We start from the raw sequence: 14,291 nt of genomic DNA, 5'->3' as shown, positions 1-14,291 counted from the left end.
TCCCGATGCGGCAGGGCAAGTATCCGTTCATCGTCGGCTTTCTCGCCGCGCCCGTCCTCCTCTACGTGGTCTTCGTGATCAGCCCGTACATCCAGGCTTTCTACATCTCGCTGACCGACTGGAAGGGCATCTCCGCGGCCCCCCGGTTCATCGGTCTGGAGAACTTCACGAGGCTCTTCGACGACGAGGTCTTCTGGGCCGCGGTGCGTCACCACGGTGTTCTGCTACTTGTCATGCCGCTGGTCACGATCGTGATCGCCCTGTTCTTCGCCTTCCTGCTCAACCTGAGCGGCGGGCAGCGGGGCGGCCAGATGACCGGGCTCTGGGGCTCGAAGGTCTACCGTGTGATCTTCTTCCTGCCCCAGGTCCTGGCCGTGGCCATCGTCGGCGTGCTCTTCCAGACGATCTACCGCTCGGACGAGACCGGTGTGATCAACAGCCTGCTGGGCAAGATCGGCATCGACCCGGTCGGCTGGCTCATCGACCCGGACATCGCGCTGCTGTCGATCATCGGCGTGATGGTCTGGCAGGCCGTCGGCTTCTACGTGGTCCTGTTCTCGGCCGGCATGTCCTCCATCCCCAAGGACGTGTTCGAGGCCGCCGCGCTGGACGGCGCGGGCCGGTTCACCCTGTTCTTCAGGATCACCCTCCCGATGCTGTGGGACACCATGCAGGTCGCCTGGGTCTACCTCGGCATCGCCGCCTTCGACGCCTTCGCCCTGGTCCAGGTCCTCTCGGTCGACCGGGGCGGGCCCGACAACTCCACGACGGTGCTGCCGCTGGAGATCTGGCGCACGGCGTTCAACTTCTCCAAGTTCGGCTACGCGTCGGCGATGGGCGTGGCGCTGTTCTTCATGGCCATCACGTTCGCCGCCCTCACCCTGCGGGTGACCCGGCGCGAGAGGATCGAGTACTGATGGTCACGGACACGGCTCGCAAGCCCGACTCCCGTCCCTCCGCCCCCGCGCGCGTCAGGCGCCGGGAGAGGAACCCGCTCGGGGCCTTCGGCGCGCTGTCCCACGTCGCGCTGCTGGTCTGGGCTCTCCTGATCATCGGCCCGATCGTCTGGACGTTCCTGGCCGCCTTCAAGACCAACGCCGAGATCTTCGGGGACGCCATCACGCTGCCGGCCTCGTTCGGCGGGGACGCCTGGGGCCGGGCCTGGGAGAAGGCCCACATCGGCCAGTACATGCTGAACACCATCTTCGTGGTGGCGTGCAGCACGGCGGGCACCATGCTGCTGGGCTCGATGGCCGCGTACGTGCTGGCGCGCTACACCTTCCCCGGCAACAGGGTGATCTACTTCCTGTTCGTGTCGGGCATGACGTTCCCGGTCTTCCTCGCGCTGGTCCCGCTGTTCTTCGTGGTGAAGAACCTCGGCCTGCTCGACACCCACCTCGGCCTGATCCTGGTCTACATCGCCTACTCGCTGCCGTTCACCGTCTTCTTCCTGTCGGCGTTCTTCAAGACGCTGCCCACCTCGGTGGCCGAGGCGGCGATGATGGACGGCTGCTCGCACACCCGGACGTTCTTCCAGATCATGGTGCCGATGGCCAGGCCGGGCCTGATCAGCATCACGATCTTCAACATCCTGGGCCAGTGGAACCAGTATCTCCTGCCGATCGTGCTGCTCACCGGCAACGTCGAGGACAAATGGGTGATCACCCAGGGCGTCGCCAACATCTCCACCAGCGCCGGGTACGAGGCCGACTGGCCGGGCCTGTTCGCCGCGCTGAGCATGGCCATCATCCCGGTCATGATCGTCTACATCATCTTCCAGCGGCAGATCCAGTCGGGCCTGACCTCCGGCGCCGTCAAATGACCGGATCCGGTCAAACGAAGAGTTCCGGCGAGTAATCCCAGGAGCGTCGTCAGGAGTCGTTCATATTCGGAACGACTCCTGTCCCCTCTCCGCGGAGAACCCGACACATGGCCCACCTCGACCAGGATTTCCCCTTCCCCTTCTTCGGCGCGGGGGAGGCGAGTTACTACATGTGGGCCGAGGTGCACGTGCGCTTCGCCCGGCAGCCCAGCACCTCCCAGCGCGCGGTCATCGTCGACACCGTCCCGGCGCCCCTGCGCGGCGCGCTCGACTGGTGCGAGGGGCGCCAGCTGATGGTGGCCAGCGGTCTGTTCCTGCACGGCACGGTGGTCCGCTCCTACCCGGCCGCCGACGGCGAGTCCGACCGCATCGGCGACGACGGCTGGCTGTACGCCGCCCCCTCCAGGATCGCCGCGCTCAACGCCGACATCGAGAGATGGCTGCTCCGCATCCACCGGGAGTGCCCGATCCTGGCCGCCTACCGCGCCGAAGACCCCGACAGCGGCGGCACCCGCCTGTCGGGCTGGCACGAGTGGAGCCTCGCCCGGCTGCCCGGCCTCCTGCCCGAGCTGGAGCCCCTCCTCGACCAGGCCAGCCACGCCACCGCGATGGCCCAGGGCGTCATGGCCATGGCCCGGCGCGCCGGAAGCCTGCCCAGGCTTGGCGTCTTCGCCGGAGACATGATCTCCTGGGAGGATGAAACTGCTTGACGACTCCGCGGTGGACGAGCGGCTGACCGGCCTGCCCGAGTGGCGGCGCGAGGGCGACGAGATCCGCCGCACGATCACCGCCACCGACTTCCCGGCCGCGATCCGCGTCGTGGACAAGATCGCGGTGGAGGCCGAGAAGCTCGCCCACCACCCCGACATCGACATCCGCTGGCGCACTCTCCACCTGGCGCTCAGCACGCACAGCGCGGGCGGCCTGACGGAGCTCGACTTCACCCTGGCCGCCCGCATCGACGAGATAGCCTCGGCCAACGCCTGAACCGCGCCTCCGCCGATCATGGGTGACCCCGGACACATACGGCGGGAGTTCGACCGGACGCCGTCCTCGCCCCTCGTGGAGCTCGACGACCCCCGGCTCGCCCGCGCGGGCGTACGCGTGATCCTGAAGCGCGACGACCTGATCCACCCCCTCCTGCCGGGCAACAAGTGGCGCAAGCTCAAGTACAACCTGGCGCGGGCCGCCGAGCTGGGCCACGAGACCCTGCTGACCTTCGGCGGCGCCTACTCCAACCACGTGCGGGCCGTCGCCGCGGCCGGGGCCCGCTTCGGGTTCCGGACCGTCGGCGTCATCCGGGGCGAGGAGCACCTGCCGCTCAACGAGGTCCTGGCCTTCGCCGCGGGCGCGGGGATGCGGCTGGTCTACCTGGACCGCGCCACCTACCGCGTCAAGGACACCGCGCCCGTCGTCGAGGAGCTCCGCCGGGAGTTCGGCCGGTTCTACCTGCTGCCCGAGGGCGGCAGCAACGAGCAGGCCGTCCGCGGCTGCGCCGAACTCCCCGGGGAGATCGGCGTACCGTTCGACGTCGTCTGCTGCCCCGTCGGCACCGGAGGCACGCTCGCGGGCATCGCCGCCGGGCTGGCCACCGGTCAACGGGCACTGGGCTTCTCCGTCCTGCGGGGAGGGCGGTTCCTGGCCGACGTCGTCGCCGGGCTCCAGGTCGCCACCTACGGCGAGGTGTCGGCCAACTGGACGGTCGAGTGCGATTTCCACGCCGGGGGCTACGCCAGGCGCGGCCCCGAACTGGACGCGTTCGCCGACGACTTCGCCCACCGGCACGGGATGTCGCTCGACCGGGTCTACGTGGCGAAGATGATGTGGGGAGTCTTCACCCTGGTGGAACGCGGGGTCTTCCCCGGGGACACCACGGTCGTCGCCGTCGTGACGGGCCCGATGAAGGTGGCCCTGTCGTGACCGGTCCGATGGGGACGGTCCCGCCTTCTCCGCCCGCCTTCGCCGCGCTTCCGGCCTCCCGCCCCGCGAAGGCCGATACCGATGGGCCTTCCCGGCCCTGTCCGTGCTTCTGACCTTTCCGCGCGCGGCGCGGACGCCTCCCGGCCTCCCTGTCGCGGATCTCCGGGGTGGCGTGGCCGGGAGTGGTCAATACCGAGCGTGGTCGTACAATTACTCGATATGGTGGGCGCTGCTCTTCTCCGGCCCGGTCAAGGAGATCGTGGATGCGCATTCTGGGAGTTCTCGCCGCCGTCGCCCTGCTCTGCGCGGGCTGTGGTGAGCAGGTCGCCGCACCCCATCCGGCCGGGCACGATCCGAGCGCCGGGTCGATCACCACCCCGGGCGCCCGCGAGATCCGCCTCGCCGGGGGCGGCACGTTCACCCGCCCCGCGCCACGCGCCTCCGCCATCGTCTACGACACCGTGCTGGTGCCGCCCAGAGCCTCGGCGCGGGTCACCGTGGAGTCGGGGGCGGTGCTCGCCACCGCCACGGTAAGCGTCAAGGGTATGCTCCCCGGGCGCACGTACGGGGCGCACCTGCACGTCAACGCGTGCGGTTTCAAACCGGAGGACGCCGGGCCGCACTACCAGCACTCCCACACCCACGCGAACGCCGAGAACGAGGTCTGGCTCGACTTCACCACCGACGCCCGGGGCGACGCCACCGCGACCGCCACCCAGGACTGGGCGCTCGTCCCCGGGCGGCTGCCCCGGTCGCTCGTGATCCACGCCGAGCCCACCCGCACCGCCGGTGCCGAGGCCGGCGTCGCCGGTCCCCGCGTCGCCTGCGTCACCCTCACCGAGCGCTAGCCCCGGCAGCGGGCCCGCGGCCGGGTCCACGGCGTTCCCGGCCGCGACGTCTCCGCCGCGCCGACGCCGGTGTCAGGCCGCGTGCCTCGCGATCAGGGGTGGCCGGGGCCACGGCGTCCCCGGCCCCGACGTCTCCGCTCGGGGTCGGACGCCGGATCCCGGCACCGGATCGTGGGGTTCGCGATCAGGCGTGGCCGGCGGGGATGGTGCCGAGACGGCCCGCCTGGTAGTCCTCGAACGCCTTGGCCAGCTCCGCCTGGGTGTTCATCACGAACGGCCCGTAGTGCGCGACCGGCTCGCCGATCGGGCGACCGCCGAGCACGATGACCTCCAGGTTGGGGCTGCGGCTCTCCTGCGTGCCGGCCGCCGAGAGCGTGATGGTCTCGCCGTCGGTGCCCAGCCCGGGAAGGCTGCCGAAGCCGTCGAAGACGGCCAGCTGGCCCGACTCGATCGGCTGCCGGTCGCCGCCGGCGGTGCCGCGTCCCGACAGGACGTACGCGAGCGCGTTGAAGTCCTTGCGCCAGGGGAGCGTCAGCTGGGAACCGGGGCTGAGGGAGGCGTGCAGCAGGGTGATCGGCGTCCGGGTGGAACCGGGTCCGGTGAACCCGCCGACCTCGCCCGCGATGAGGCGGACCAGCGCGCCGCCGTCGTGGCTGCTGAGCAGGACGACGTTGGTCCTGCCGATGTCCTGATACTTCGGCGCGACCATCTTCTCGCTGCCCGGCAGGTTGACCCAGAGCTGGATCCCGTGGAACAGGCCGCCCTTGGCGACCAGCCACTCCGGGGGAGCCTCCTTGTGCAGGATGCCGCCGCCGGCCGTCATCCATTGGGTGTCGCCGTCGGAGATCGTGCCGCCGCCGCCGTGCGAGTCGGCGTGGTCCATCACGCCGTCGATCATGTAGGTGACGGTCTCGAAGCCCCGGTGCGGGTGCCAGGGAGTGCCCTTGGGCTCGCCCGGCGCGTAGTCGACCTCGCCCATCTGGTCCATCATGATGAACGGGTCGAGATACTGGGACTTGATCGTCGCGAGTGCCTTGCGGACCGGGAAGCCCTCTCCCTCGAATCCGCTCGGCGCGGTGGTGACGGCCAGCACCTGGCGCTCGCGGGTCGCGTTCAGCGGCTGCGGCAGGCGAGGCAGGGTCAGCGGGTTCTCTACGGTCACGGCGGGCATCTTGGATTCCTTCCTGCGATGTTCGCCGGTGATAACTCAGTTGATGTTTCAACTATTCCATGACAGGCGAGGCCGTGGCAACGAAGTGCCACGGCCTCGACGGCGAACCCGATCGGCCGGACTACTTCCGGCCGGCCAGCGCGAAGCCGCCCCGGCTCAGTGAGATCAGCTCGGGAGTCATGACCCGCTCGTCCAGGGCGCCGGCGGGGTCGCTGGTCAGCGCGGTCACGACGTAGGTCCTCCCCCCGGCGGAGCGGGCCAGGTACGACAGGTCGAAGACCCCCATCTCGGAGCCGCCCTTGGCCCAGACCACCGGCCACTTCTTCCTGTCGAGCCCGAGCCCGAGGTCGTTGGCCGACATCACCGCGCTCACCTCCTTGCCACCCAGCTTCAGGAGCCCGGCGTAGGCGCGGCAGACGTCGCGGGGCGAGCCGAACCACTCCACGGTGTCGATCTCCCTGGGCTTGGTCCAGAGCACGATGTCCGACAGCGACTGCTTGGCGACCGTGTCCTTCAGGTAGGCGCGCTTGCCGGCGGTGTCGAGCGCCAGGTAGGCGCGGGCCTGGGTGGGGTGGTTCACGCCCTTGAGCAGGAAGATCTCGCGCGTGGTGAGGAGGGGGATGTTCCGCTCGGGATGGCTCGACCACCGCCGTACCTTGGCCTCCACGGCCTTGCGGCCGACCGTGTGGATCAGGATGTCGGTGGCGGTGTTGTCGCTGATCGAGATCATCAGCTTGGCGGCCTCCCTGACCGTGGTGGTGCTGCCGTCGGGGCGGCTCGTCAGCCCGTCCTCGCCCACGCTCTTCCACTCGGGCTTGATCGTGAGCTTGGTGTTCCAGCGCAGCCCGCCGTCGCGGATCTTCTCGGCCACGGCGCCCAGCACGTACAGCTTGAAGATCGAGCCGATCGGACGGACCGTGTCCGGCGCCACGGCGTGCGCGACGTCGCACCTGCCCCGCGAGTCGATCTCGGCGGCCAGGAAGCCCACCCTGGGGGCGACCTCGCGGAGTCGGGTGTCGAGCTGCTTCCAGCTCTTGGGAGCGGCGGGTACGGGGGGCGCGGGGGGCGTCAGGCCGAGCAGGTTGATCTTCCCGTCACCGTCCACGCCGAGCTGCAGGACGAACGCCTGCTCGCCGATCGCCCCGATCCCGGCCAGCGAGGACGGCGTCTCCCTGGTCAGCTTCTCCAGTCGGAATCCCTTCGCCGACGCAAGGAAGGCGTTGAGGCCGTTGGCCGTCAGCGACGAGAGGTAGCCGGAGTTGAAACGCTCCCCGAGCTCGCTCTCCGCCAGCGGTGCCCGGTCCGGCGCGCCGAGGAACCAGCGCAGCTGCCGGCCGGCGGGGCTGTCCGGGATCTCCGGCTCGGCGAGAGGTCTCCCGGCCGTGGTCGCCCCCGTGGTGACCGCTCCCGTGGTGACCGCCTCGGCCCCGGCCGTCCCGGCTGTGACCGCTCCCGTGGCGACCACCCCGGCCGCCCCGGCCGTGACCGCCGACGCGGGGACGGCCAGTGGCAGGATCGTCGCCGGAACCGCCGTGACGGCGACGGCGAGGGCCAGCAGGTGCTTCGATCGGAACGGCAACCGCATAGAAATGCTCCTTCGGATGTTCTCCGGGCGTTGCGGCCACCTCCCCGATGGCCCTCATCCGAAACTAGAAGGCGCTCCAGCCTCGCGACACCCGGCGGTCCTCCCCCTTGCGGGTGCGGCGAACCGCACACGATGTGTGGACAACCCCCTGGACGGGGGAGCCCGCGGCAGGTCACCCTACGTCCCATGACGTCCACGGCCTCCCGAACCGCTCCGGCACCCGCGTCACCGCCGGGCTCGCCGACGTCGACCGCCCCGTTCCGCGCCCTGGCCGCCTCCATGGCCGCGGTGTCGGTGGCCGGGATCGTCGCGGGCGGCCTGCTGGAGGTCGGCATGCCCGTGCCGTTCAGCCAGTGGCTGTTCATCTCGGCCTGCGTGATCCTGCCGTCGGTCGGCCTGCTCATCGCGGTCAGGCGCCCCGACAACTCCTACGGCTGGCTGTTGCTGGTCAGTGCCGTCTGCCTCGGCCTCGGCTGCCTCGGCGTGGGCGTCATGGTGAGGTACGGGGACTCTCACGGCCCGCTCGCCGTGGCCGCCGCGGCACTGATCTCGCTGTTCACCGTTTTCTACGGTCTGAACTGGGTGTTCGTCCCGCTGATCTTCCCGGACGGCAGGTTGCCCTCGCCGCGCTGGCGCCCGGTCGTCTGGATCGCCGGGGTGGCGGTTTTCCTTCACTGGCTGGGTGTTCTGCTGAGCCCCGACGAGGTGTACGCCTCGGCCTTCCCACACGGCAACCCGCTGGGGCTCGAAGGCGCGGCCGGGCTGCTCGCCGCGTTCGTGGGCGGGCTCGGGCAGCTGACGGTCTTCCTCGTGGCGCTGTCGGTGCTGGTCTCCCTCGTACAGCGCGGGCGGCGCGGCCCCCTCGTCGAGCGCCGCCGCCTCCGCTGGATGATCGTCGGGGCGATGACCACCCTGGGCAGCTCCGTGGTGGTGCCGATCTTCGGGCAGGCGGGTCAGGCGGTGAGCTGGATCGGCGTCGTGACGGCGGTGGCCGCGCTGCCCGCGGTGATCGCCACCGTCGTGTTCCGCCACAACCTGCTCGACATCCGGGTGGGGATCAGGGGCTCCAGGCTCTTCCTGATCTTCGACCTCAGGCCGACGGTGGACGAGCTCCTGACAGAGCTCGGGCCGAGGCTGGAGGAGGCGGAGCCTGTGGAGCAGCTGGGAAGGCTGGCGGGGGCCGTACGGGCGGGCCTGGAGACGCGTTGGGCCGCCGTGACGCTCGCGGACGGCACGCGGGTGGTGGCGGGCAGGGAGGACGGCGAGGCGGTGCTCACCGTCCCGGCGGGGCTGGGGCACATCGCCTGCGGCCCCAAGGTCGCGGGGCGCTTCAACGCCGAGGACCGCAGGCTGCTCGGCTCGCTCGCGGTGCCGATCGGGCTGGCGATCCAGAGCGCGGGGCTGGCGGCACGCCTGGTCAACGCGCAGGAGGCCGAGCGGCGGCGGATCGAGCGCAACATCCACGACGGGGCGCAGCAGCAGCTCGTCGCGCTGATCGCGGGGCTGGAGCTGGCCCGCGCCACCGGCGGCGGCTCCGGCAGCCTGGCGCTCCTGCGCGAGCAGGCCCGTCAGACCCTCACCGACCTGCGGGAGCTGGCGGCGGGCATCCACCCGTCCGTGCTCAGCCAGGGCGGCCTGGCGGAGGCGGTCGAGGAGCGCTGCTCGCGGCTGCCGGTGGCCACGACCGTGACGGCCGATCCGGCGCTCCGCTCGCGGCGCTTCCCCGACGAGATCGAGGGAGCCCTGTACTTCACGGTCAGCGAGGCCGTCGCCAACGCGCTCAAGCACGCCGAGGCCTCCAGGATCGAGGTACGGCTGGCCTGGTCGGACGGGCGCCTGCGGGTCGCGGTCTCCGACGACGGAGTGGGCTTCGAGCGGGGTGCGCCCGGCCGCGGGAGCCTGGGCGCGCTGGCCGACCGGATGGCCGCGCTCGGCGGCGGCCTCGACGTCTCCTCGACGCCCGGCGAGGGCACCCTGGTCAGCGCCTGGGTTCCCGCGCCGGGCTGACGGGCCGGACCGATGGGCCGGACCGATGGGCCGGACTGACGGGCCGGCGGGTCAGCCGAAGACCGCGGGCGGGGGGACGGGGATGACCACGGCGTCGCCGTCGTTCAGGGGACGGGCTCCGGCGATGAAGTTGACGATGTCCTCGCCGTACACGCAGCGGGCCTGTGTGAGACCGCCCGCGGCCCTCCGGGTCAGGTCGGAGACGGGCAGGGGCAGGCGGGAGGCGGCGACGATGAGGTTGCCGAAGCGGCGTCCCCGCATGACGCCGGGTTCGGCGAGCAGCACCACCCGGGGGAAGGTGCCGCGGACGGTGGCGAGCACCCGGCGGGTGAAGGCCAGCCCCTTGCCGTCGGCGACGTTGATCAGCACGGTGCCGTCCGCGCGCAGGACGCGGGCGACGTCCCCCATGTACTCGGAGGTGGCCAGCTCGATCGGCATCGTGGCGCCGCTGAAGGCGTCCAGCACGAGCAGGTCGGCCGAGGCGTCGCCGAGTCCGGCGGTGGCGGTGCGGCCGTCGAGGATCCTGACCTTGAGCCGGGGTACCGACTTCAGCCGGAGCTGGTCCCTGACGAGCTGGACGAGCCCCTCGTCCGGCTCGGCGACGATCTGCCGGGACCCGGGACGGGTCGCCGCGACGTAGCGGGGCAGGGTGCAGGCGCAGCCGCCCACGTGCACGGCGTCCAGCGGGCCCTCGCCGAGGAGGTCGATGACGTCGGCCATCAGCCGGACGTACTCGAAGTCGAGGTAGGTGGCGTCGTCGAGGTCGACGTACGACTGTGGCACGCCGTCCTTGGAGACCACCCAGCCGGAGGGCCGGTCGAGGTCCTGCAGGAGATCGACCTCGCCGAAGGTCACCGGATACCGTCCCGGCATCGGCTCCCGCGCTTCCCGCCTGCCCATCGGTTCGGTCCTCTTCTCCATGATGTGAACCCGAGGTTCCGCACGATGTGAACCCGAGGGGGAAACCATATGCGCAGTCGCGACCGGTTCGCGTCCGTGTAGGGCAGATCACAACCTACGGCCGCGTAACTTACGCTACCGTAGGTTCATGGCCCCGATCCTCGCCGAAACGCGCGCAGAGTCCGTCAAGCCCCGCCTTCGCGGCTGGTTGCACGCCGGGGCGCTGCCCGTGGCGCTCGTCGCGGGGTTCGTCCTGGTCACGCTGGGGCCCACCGTGGAGGCGAGGGTCGCCGCCGCGATCTACGCGATCACCTCCGGCCTGCTCTTCGGCATCTCGGCCACCTACCACCGGGGGACGCTCTCCCCGCGCCTGGAGGAGGTGCTCCGGCGCCTCGACCACGCCAACATCTACCTGATCATCGCGGGCACCTACACCCCGTTCGCGCTGCTCGCCCTGGACGGGGCGGCCAGTGCGGTGGTGCTCGGTGTGATCTGGACCGGCGCGATCGCCGGGGTCCTCTTCCGGGTGCTGTGGATCGGCGCTCCCCGGTGGCTCTCGACCGCGCTCTACATCGGCCTCGGCTGGACGGCCGTCTTCGTGCTGCCCCAGCTCGTGGCGGGCGCGGGGGTGGCCGCGGTGGCCCTGCTCTTCCTCGGCGGGGTGCTCTACACGGCGGGAGGGGTCGTGTACGGCATGCGCAGGCCCGACCCCTCCCCCCGATGGTTCGGCTTCCACGAGGTCTTCCACGCCTTCACCGTCGCCGCCTACCTGGCGCAGTACGTGGCGGTCTCGCTGGTGGTCCACGCGGCGGTGTGACACCCCGGCGGGCTCCGTAGCGCACGGACCGGCCGCCTGTGCCGCCCCGTCCCGCTTGCCCGGCCCGCTCAGCTCGCGGCGAGGGCGAGGCGCCGGGTGGCGAGCTCGGCGTAGAGCGCGGCCCCGTCGGGCAGCACCGCGTCGTCGAACCTGGCCTCGGGGGCGTGGTTGTAGGCGGCCCGGCCCGGATCGACGTCCGCCGGGCAGGCGCCGAGTGCCACGAAGGCCGACGGCACCTGGTCGCAGACGAACGAGAAGTCCTCGGAGCCGGTGAACGGCTGGGGGGCCTCGAAGAAGCGCCGCTCGCCGTAGACCTCGCGGATGGCCGAGCCCACGAAGCCGGCCTCGGCGCCGTCGTTGACCGTGACCGGGTAGCTCACCTCGTAGTCGGCGTCCACCTCCAGCCCGTGCGCCGCCGCGATGCCCTTCACCAGGGTCACCGCCCGTTCCTGGACTCGTGCGTGCGCGGCGGACGAGAACGACCGGATCGTGGCCTCGAAGCGGGCCTCCTCGGGGATCACGTTGTCGGCGCTGCCCGCGTGGAAGCTGCCGACGGTGACGACCACGGGGTCGAACACGTCGAAACCGCGCGTCACCATGGTCTGCAGCGCGGTCACCATCTCGCACGCCGCGGGGATCGGGTCCCTGGCGCGGTGCGGCGAGGCTCCGTGGCCCCCGGCGCCGCGCACGGTCACCGTGAACCTGTCCGCGGCGGCCATGATCGGGCCGCCCCTGGTCACGAAGACGCCCTGGGGGAGCATCGAGCTGATCACGTGCAGGGCGTAGGCCGCGACCGGGCGCTCGCCCGTCACGTCCAGCACGCCCTCGTCGATCATGATCTTCGCGCCGCCGGGGCCCTCCTCGCCGGGCTGGAACATGAAGACCACGTTCCCCGCGAGCCGGTCGCGCCCGGCGGACAGCAGGTGCGCCGCGCCCGCCAGCATGGTGGTGTGCAGGTCGTGACCGCAGGCGTGCATCAGTCCGGCCGTCCGCGAGGTGATCGCCGCGTCGCCGCGCTCGGAGACCGGCAGGGCGTCCATGTCCCCCCTGAGCAGCACGGTCGGGCCAGGCAGGGAACCGCGCAGCACGGCGGTGATCGAGCTCAGTCCCGTGCCGAGCCGTACCTCCAGGGGCAGGCCCGACAGCGCGGTCAGCACCTTCTCCTGCGTGCGTGGCAGGTCGAGGCCCAGTTCGGGCTCCCGGTGCAGGGCGTGGCGGAGACGGACCAGCTCGTCGCGCATGTCGGCTGCGGATTCGCGAAGGGACATCGGGCTTCCTCCTGGCGGTCATACTGCCTTACCGCACGATAGGCCGATTTGACCGGCTTGTGGTCTCGGTGGGGGTGATCCCCGGGAAGGTGAACGGTCATACCGGAAGGCCGGGCCGCACGGTCCGGATATTCACGCTCGGGCCACGGGTGCGCAAGAAAATCTTCACAAGAATCGGTCTCAAGGCGTAATGTCTCCGTGTAGATGTGTCAATGACGGGGGATCATCTTCTCGGATCACCGTGGAGGGGACATGGACGTTCATGGCCGTCTCGCCCGTCATCTGCTCGTCGACGGCTATCGGCTCGTGCTGGACCTGGAACGGAGCCGGGGTTCCCGGCTCGTCGACGCCCGTACCGGCCGGAGTTACCTGGACTTCTACACCTTCTTCGCCTCGGCGCCCCTCGGGGTGAACCCGTTCGACGACGATCCGGAGTTCCTGGCGCTGCTCGGCAGGGTCGCCGCGAACAAGCCCGCCAACTCCGATCTCTACACCGTCCACCTCGCCGACTTCGCCGAGACGTTCGCCCGGGTGCTCGGCGACCCCGAGCTGCCGCACCTGTTCTTCGTGGAAGGCGGCGCCCTCGCCGTGGAGAACGCGCTCAAGTGCGCCTTCGACTGGAAGAGCGGCCTCAACACCTCGCGGGGGCACTCCCCGGAGCTCGGTACCAAGGTCCTCCACCTCACCCGCGCCTTCCACGGGCGCAGCGGCTACACGCTCTCGCTGACGAACACCGATCCGATCAAGACCGACCGCTTCCCGAAGTTCGACTGGCCCAGGATCGAGGTGCCCGCGATCCACCTCGGCGACGTCGAGGCGGCCGAGGAGCGCTCCCTGGCCGCGGCGCGGGCGGCCTTCGAGCGCCACCCCCACGACATCGCCTGCTTCATCGCCGAGCCCATCCAGGGCGAGGGCGGCGACAACCACATGCGGGCGGAGTTCCTGCTCGCGATGGAACGGCTCTGCCACGAGCACGACGCCCTCCTCATCATGGACGAGGTGCAGACCGGCGCGGGGACCACCGGAACCCCCTGGGCGCACCAGCAGCTGGGCCTGCGTCCCGACATCGTGGCCTTCGCCAAGAAGGTCCAGGTGGGCGGGATCATGGCGGGCCGCAGGGTCGACACGGTGCCAGGCAACGTCTTCCAGGTCAGCGGCAGGATCAACTCCACCTGGGGCGGCGGGCTGGTCGACATGGTCCGGTCCCGCCGGATACTGGAGATCGTGGAGCGCGACGGCCTGATCCCGCGCGCGGGCAGGCTCGGCGCCGAGCTCCTCGCGGCCCTGCTGGAGATCCAGGAGCGCTTCCCCGACCTGGCGGAGAACGCGCGCGGGCGCGGTTTGATGTGCGCCTTCGACCTGCCGGACGCCGTGGAGCGCGATCTCCTGGTGGCCCGGCTCAGGGAGGAGGAGGGCGTGCTGGTCCTGCCCTGCGGCGAGCGGTCGGTACGGTTGCGCCCGGCGCTCTCGATCACCTCGGAGGAGCTGGAGGAGGGCACGTCCGCCATTGTCCGCGCCCTGGAGGCCTCCCGCTGCCTGCGGCTCTCCGCCTAGCGGTGCCGGGGCGCCAGTGGTGCCGAGGTCACGGCGGCCTCTCCGTCCACTGACCCTCGGCACGCGAGGTGCCGGGGGCGCTAGTAGTGCCGAGGTTCCTCGCGCGCGGCCCGTTCCAGCCACAGGTCGATCGCGGTGACCCGTGAGTCGACGCCGAGTTTGGCGTATATCCGGTTCACATGGTTCTTCACGGTCTTCTCACTCAGGAACAGGTGCTGGGCGATCTGCCCGTTGGAGCGACCCGTCGCGATCAGTTCCATGACCTCGGTCTCACGCCTGCTCAGACCCGTCACGACTCTGGGCTCTGCGTCGAACGGGGCATCGTCGACTCTCATCCGGCCTCCGTGGCTGCAACACGGTCAGGTCGCCGAAACCCCCGATCCTAACGGCGTAGCGATA

Annotated in this window: 14 protein-coding genes; 9 read left to right on the top strand and 5 right to left on the bottom strand. The window is 70.9% G+C overall.

Annotation, left to right across the window (positions count from 1 at the left end; translation table 11 throughout):
* The first annotated feature begins 5 nt into the window (after positions 1-5).
* The 6 genes from OG587_RS43280 (at position 6) to OG587_RS43255 (ending at position 4,590) form a co-directional block, all read left to right on the top strand.
* Positions 6-917, top strand: coding sequence for a carbohydrate ABC transporter permease (locus OG587_RS43280; RefSeq protein ID WP_329084666.1), 912 nt, complete (start codon positions 6-8; stop codon positions 915-917).
* The gene (locus tag OG587_RS43275; protein WP_329084665.1) at positions 917-1,822 is read left to right on the top strand and encodes a carbohydrate ABC transporter permease; all 906 of its coding nucleotides are present in this window, start codon (positions 917-919) and stop codon (positions 1,820-1,822) included. Before OG587_RS43280 ends, OG587_RS43275 begins: the two co-directional genes overlap by 1 nt.
* 107 nt (positions 1,823-1,929) lie before the next feature.
* Positions 1,930-2,532 carry a hypothetical protein gene (locus OG587_RS43270; RefSeq protein ID WP_329084664.1) on the top strand — a complete coding sequence of 201 codons (603 nt, stop codon included), beginning with the start codon at positions 1,930-1,932 and terminating at the stop codon, positions 2,530-2,532.
* Positions 2,519-2,809: a 4a-hydroxytetrahydrobiopterin dehydratase gene (locus OG587_RS43265; protein WP_329084663.1), complete on the top strand. Its 291-nt coding sequence runs from the start codon at positions 2,519-2,521 to the stop codon at positions 2,807-2,809. The genes OG587_RS43270 and OG587_RS43265 overlap by 14 nt, the downstream gene beginning before the upstream one ends.
* A gap of 18 nt (positions 2,810-2,827) precedes the next feature.
* Entirely contained in the window at positions 2,828-3,742 is a 915-nt protein-coding gene (locus OG587_RS43260) for a 1-aminocyclopropane-1-carboxylate deaminase/D-cysteine desulfhydrase (RefSeq protein WP_329084662.1), read from the top strand.
* Positions 3,743-4,005: 263 nt separating this feature from the next.
* Entirely contained in the window at positions 4,006-4,590 is a 585-nt protein-coding gene (locus OG587_RS43255; protein ID WP_329084661.1) for a superoxide dismutase family protein, read from the top strand.
* A gap of 184 nt (positions 4,591-4,774) precedes the next feature.
* Here OG587_RS43255 and OG587_RS43250 read toward each other — a convergent pair whose 3' ends face one another.
* Together OG587_RS43250 and OG587_RS43245 are read right to left on the bottom strand one after the other, a co-directional pair.
* Positions 4,775-5,761, bottom strand: a complete 987-nt coding sequence (locus OG587_RS43250) for a pirin family protein (protein ID WP_329084660.1) — start codon at positions 5,759-5,761, stop codon at positions 4,775-4,777.
* Between the two features lie 121 nt (positions 5,762-5,882).
* Positions 5,883-7,346, bottom strand: a complete 1,464-nt coding sequence (locus OG587_RS43245; protein WP_329084659.1) for a serine hydrolase — start codon at positions 7,344-7,346, stop codon at positions 5,883-5,885.
* Between the two features lie 186 nt (positions 7,347-7,532).
* On the opposite strand from OG587_RS43245, the gene OG587_RS43240 reads away from it, so the two are divergent.
* Positions 7,533-9,353 (top strand): ATP-binding protein, encoded by a 1,821-nt coding sequence (locus OG587_RS43240; RefSeq protein ID WP_329084658.1) that lies wholly within the window; start codon positions 7,533-7,535, stop codon positions 9,351-9,353.
* Between the two features lie 51 nt (positions 9,354-9,404).
* On the opposite strand, the gene OG587_RS43235 is transcribed toward OG587_RS43240, so the two are convergent.
* Positions 9,405-10,274, bottom strand: a complete 870-nt coding sequence (locus OG587_RS43235) for a spermidine synthase (protein WP_329084657.1) — start codon at positions 10,272-10,274, stop codon at positions 9,405-9,407.
* A 127-nt stretch (positions 10,275-10,401) separates the two neighbouring features.
* Here OG587_RS43235 and trhA point away from each other — a divergent pair, with 127 nt between their 5' ends.
* Complete coding sequence (trhA, locus tag OG587_RS43230; RefSeq protein ID WP_329084656.1) at positions 10,402-11,070, top strand: PAQR family membrane homeostasis protein TrhA; 669 nt, start codon at positions 10,402-10,404, stop codon at positions 11,068-11,070.
* Between the two features lie 68 nt (positions 11,071-11,138).
* On the opposite strand, the gene OG587_RS43225 is transcribed toward trhA, so the two are convergent.
* Positions 11,139-12,338 carry a M20 metallopeptidase family protein gene (locus tag OG587_RS43225; protein WP_329084655.1) on the bottom strand — a complete coding sequence of 400 codons (1,200 nt, stop codon included), beginning with the start codon at positions 12,336-12,338 and terminating at the stop codon, positions 11,139-11,141.
* Between the two features lie 252 nt (positions 12,339-12,590).
* Between OG587_RS43225 and lat the strand changes: the two genes are divergently transcribed.
* Positions 12,591-13,892 carry an L-lysine 6-transaminase gene (gene lat / locus OG587_RS43220; RefSeq protein ID WP_329084654.1) on the top strand — a complete coding sequence of 434 codons (1,302 nt, stop codon included), beginning with the start codon at positions 12,591-12,593 and terminating at the stop codon, positions 13,890-13,892.
* A gap of 80 nt (positions 13,893-13,972) precedes the next feature.
* Here lat and OG587_RS43215 read toward each other — a convergent pair whose 3' ends face one another.
* Positions 13,973-14,227, bottom strand: a complete 255-nt coding sequence (locus tag OG587_RS43215) for a helix-turn-helix domain-containing protein (protein WP_329084653.1) — start codon at positions 14,225-14,227, stop codon at positions 13,973-13,975.
* Positions 14,228-14,291 lie beyond the last annotated feature (64 nt).

It is taken from the genome of Streptosporangium sp. NBC_01469 (assembly GCF_036227305.1).
GTDB lineage: Bacteria > Actinomycetota > Actinomycetes > Streptosporangiales > Streptosporangiaceae > Streptosporangium.
This window is presented reverse-complemented; position numbering and strand designations above follow the sequence as displayed.

Bases quoted from the DNA above. Each gene is read 5' to 3' on its own strand.
- OG587_RS43260 (WP_329084662.1), top strand. From the start codon at position 2,828: ATGGGTGACCCCGGACACATACGGCGGGAGTTCGACCGGACGCCGTCC.
- OG587_RS43270 (WP_329084664.1), top strand. From the start codon at position 1,930: ATGGCCCACCTCGACCAGGATTTCCCCTTCCCCTTCTTCGGCGCGGGG.
- lat (WP_329084654.1), top strand. From the start codon at position 12,591: ATGGACGTTCATGGCCGTCTCGCCCGTCATCTGCTCGTCGACGGCTAT.
- OG587_RS43280 (WP_329084666.1), top strand. From the start codon at position 6: ATGCGGCAGGGCAAGTATCCGTTCATCGTCGGCTTTCTCGCCGCGCCC.
- OG587_RS43265 (WP_329084663.1), top strand. From the start codon at position 2,519: ATGAAACTGCTTGACGACTCCGCGGTGGACGAGCGGCTGACCGGCCTG.
- OG587_RS43245 (WP_329084659.1), bottom strand. From the start codon at position 7,346: ATGCGGTTGCCGTTCCGATCGAAGCACCTGCTGGCCCTCGCCGTCGCC.
- OG587_RS43255 (WP_329084661.1), top strand. From the start codon at position 4,006: ATGCGCATTCTGGGAGTTCTCGCCGCCGTCGCCCTGCTCTGCGCGGGC.
- OG587_RS43225 (WP_329084655.1), bottom strand. From the start codon at position 12,338: ATGTCCCTTCGCGAATCCGCAGCCGACATGCGCGACGAGCTGGTCCGT.
- OG587_RS43235 (WP_329084657.1), bottom strand. From the start codon at position 10,274: ATGGAGAAGAGGACCGAACCGATGGGCAGGCGGGAAGCGCGGGAGCCG.
- trhA (WP_329084656.1), top strand. From the start codon at position 10,402: ATGGCCCCGATCCTCGCCGAAACGCGCGCAGAGTCCGTCAAGCCCCGC.
- OG587_RS43240 (WP_329084658.1), top strand. From the start codon at position 7,533: ATGACGTCCACGGCCTCCCGAACCGCTCCGGCACCCGCGTCACCGCCG.
- OG587_RS43250 (WP_329084660.1), bottom strand. From the start codon at position 5,761: ATGCCCGCCGTGACCGTAGAGAACCCGCTGACCCTGCCTCGCCTGCCG.
- OG587_RS43275 (WP_329084665.1), top strand. From the start codon at position 917: ATGGTCACGGACACGGCTCGCAAGCCCGACTCCCGTCCCTCCGCCCCC.
- OG587_RS43215 (WP_329084653.1), bottom strand. From the start codon at position 14,227: ATGAGAGTCGACGATGCCCCGTTCGACGCAGAGCCCAGAGTCGTGACG.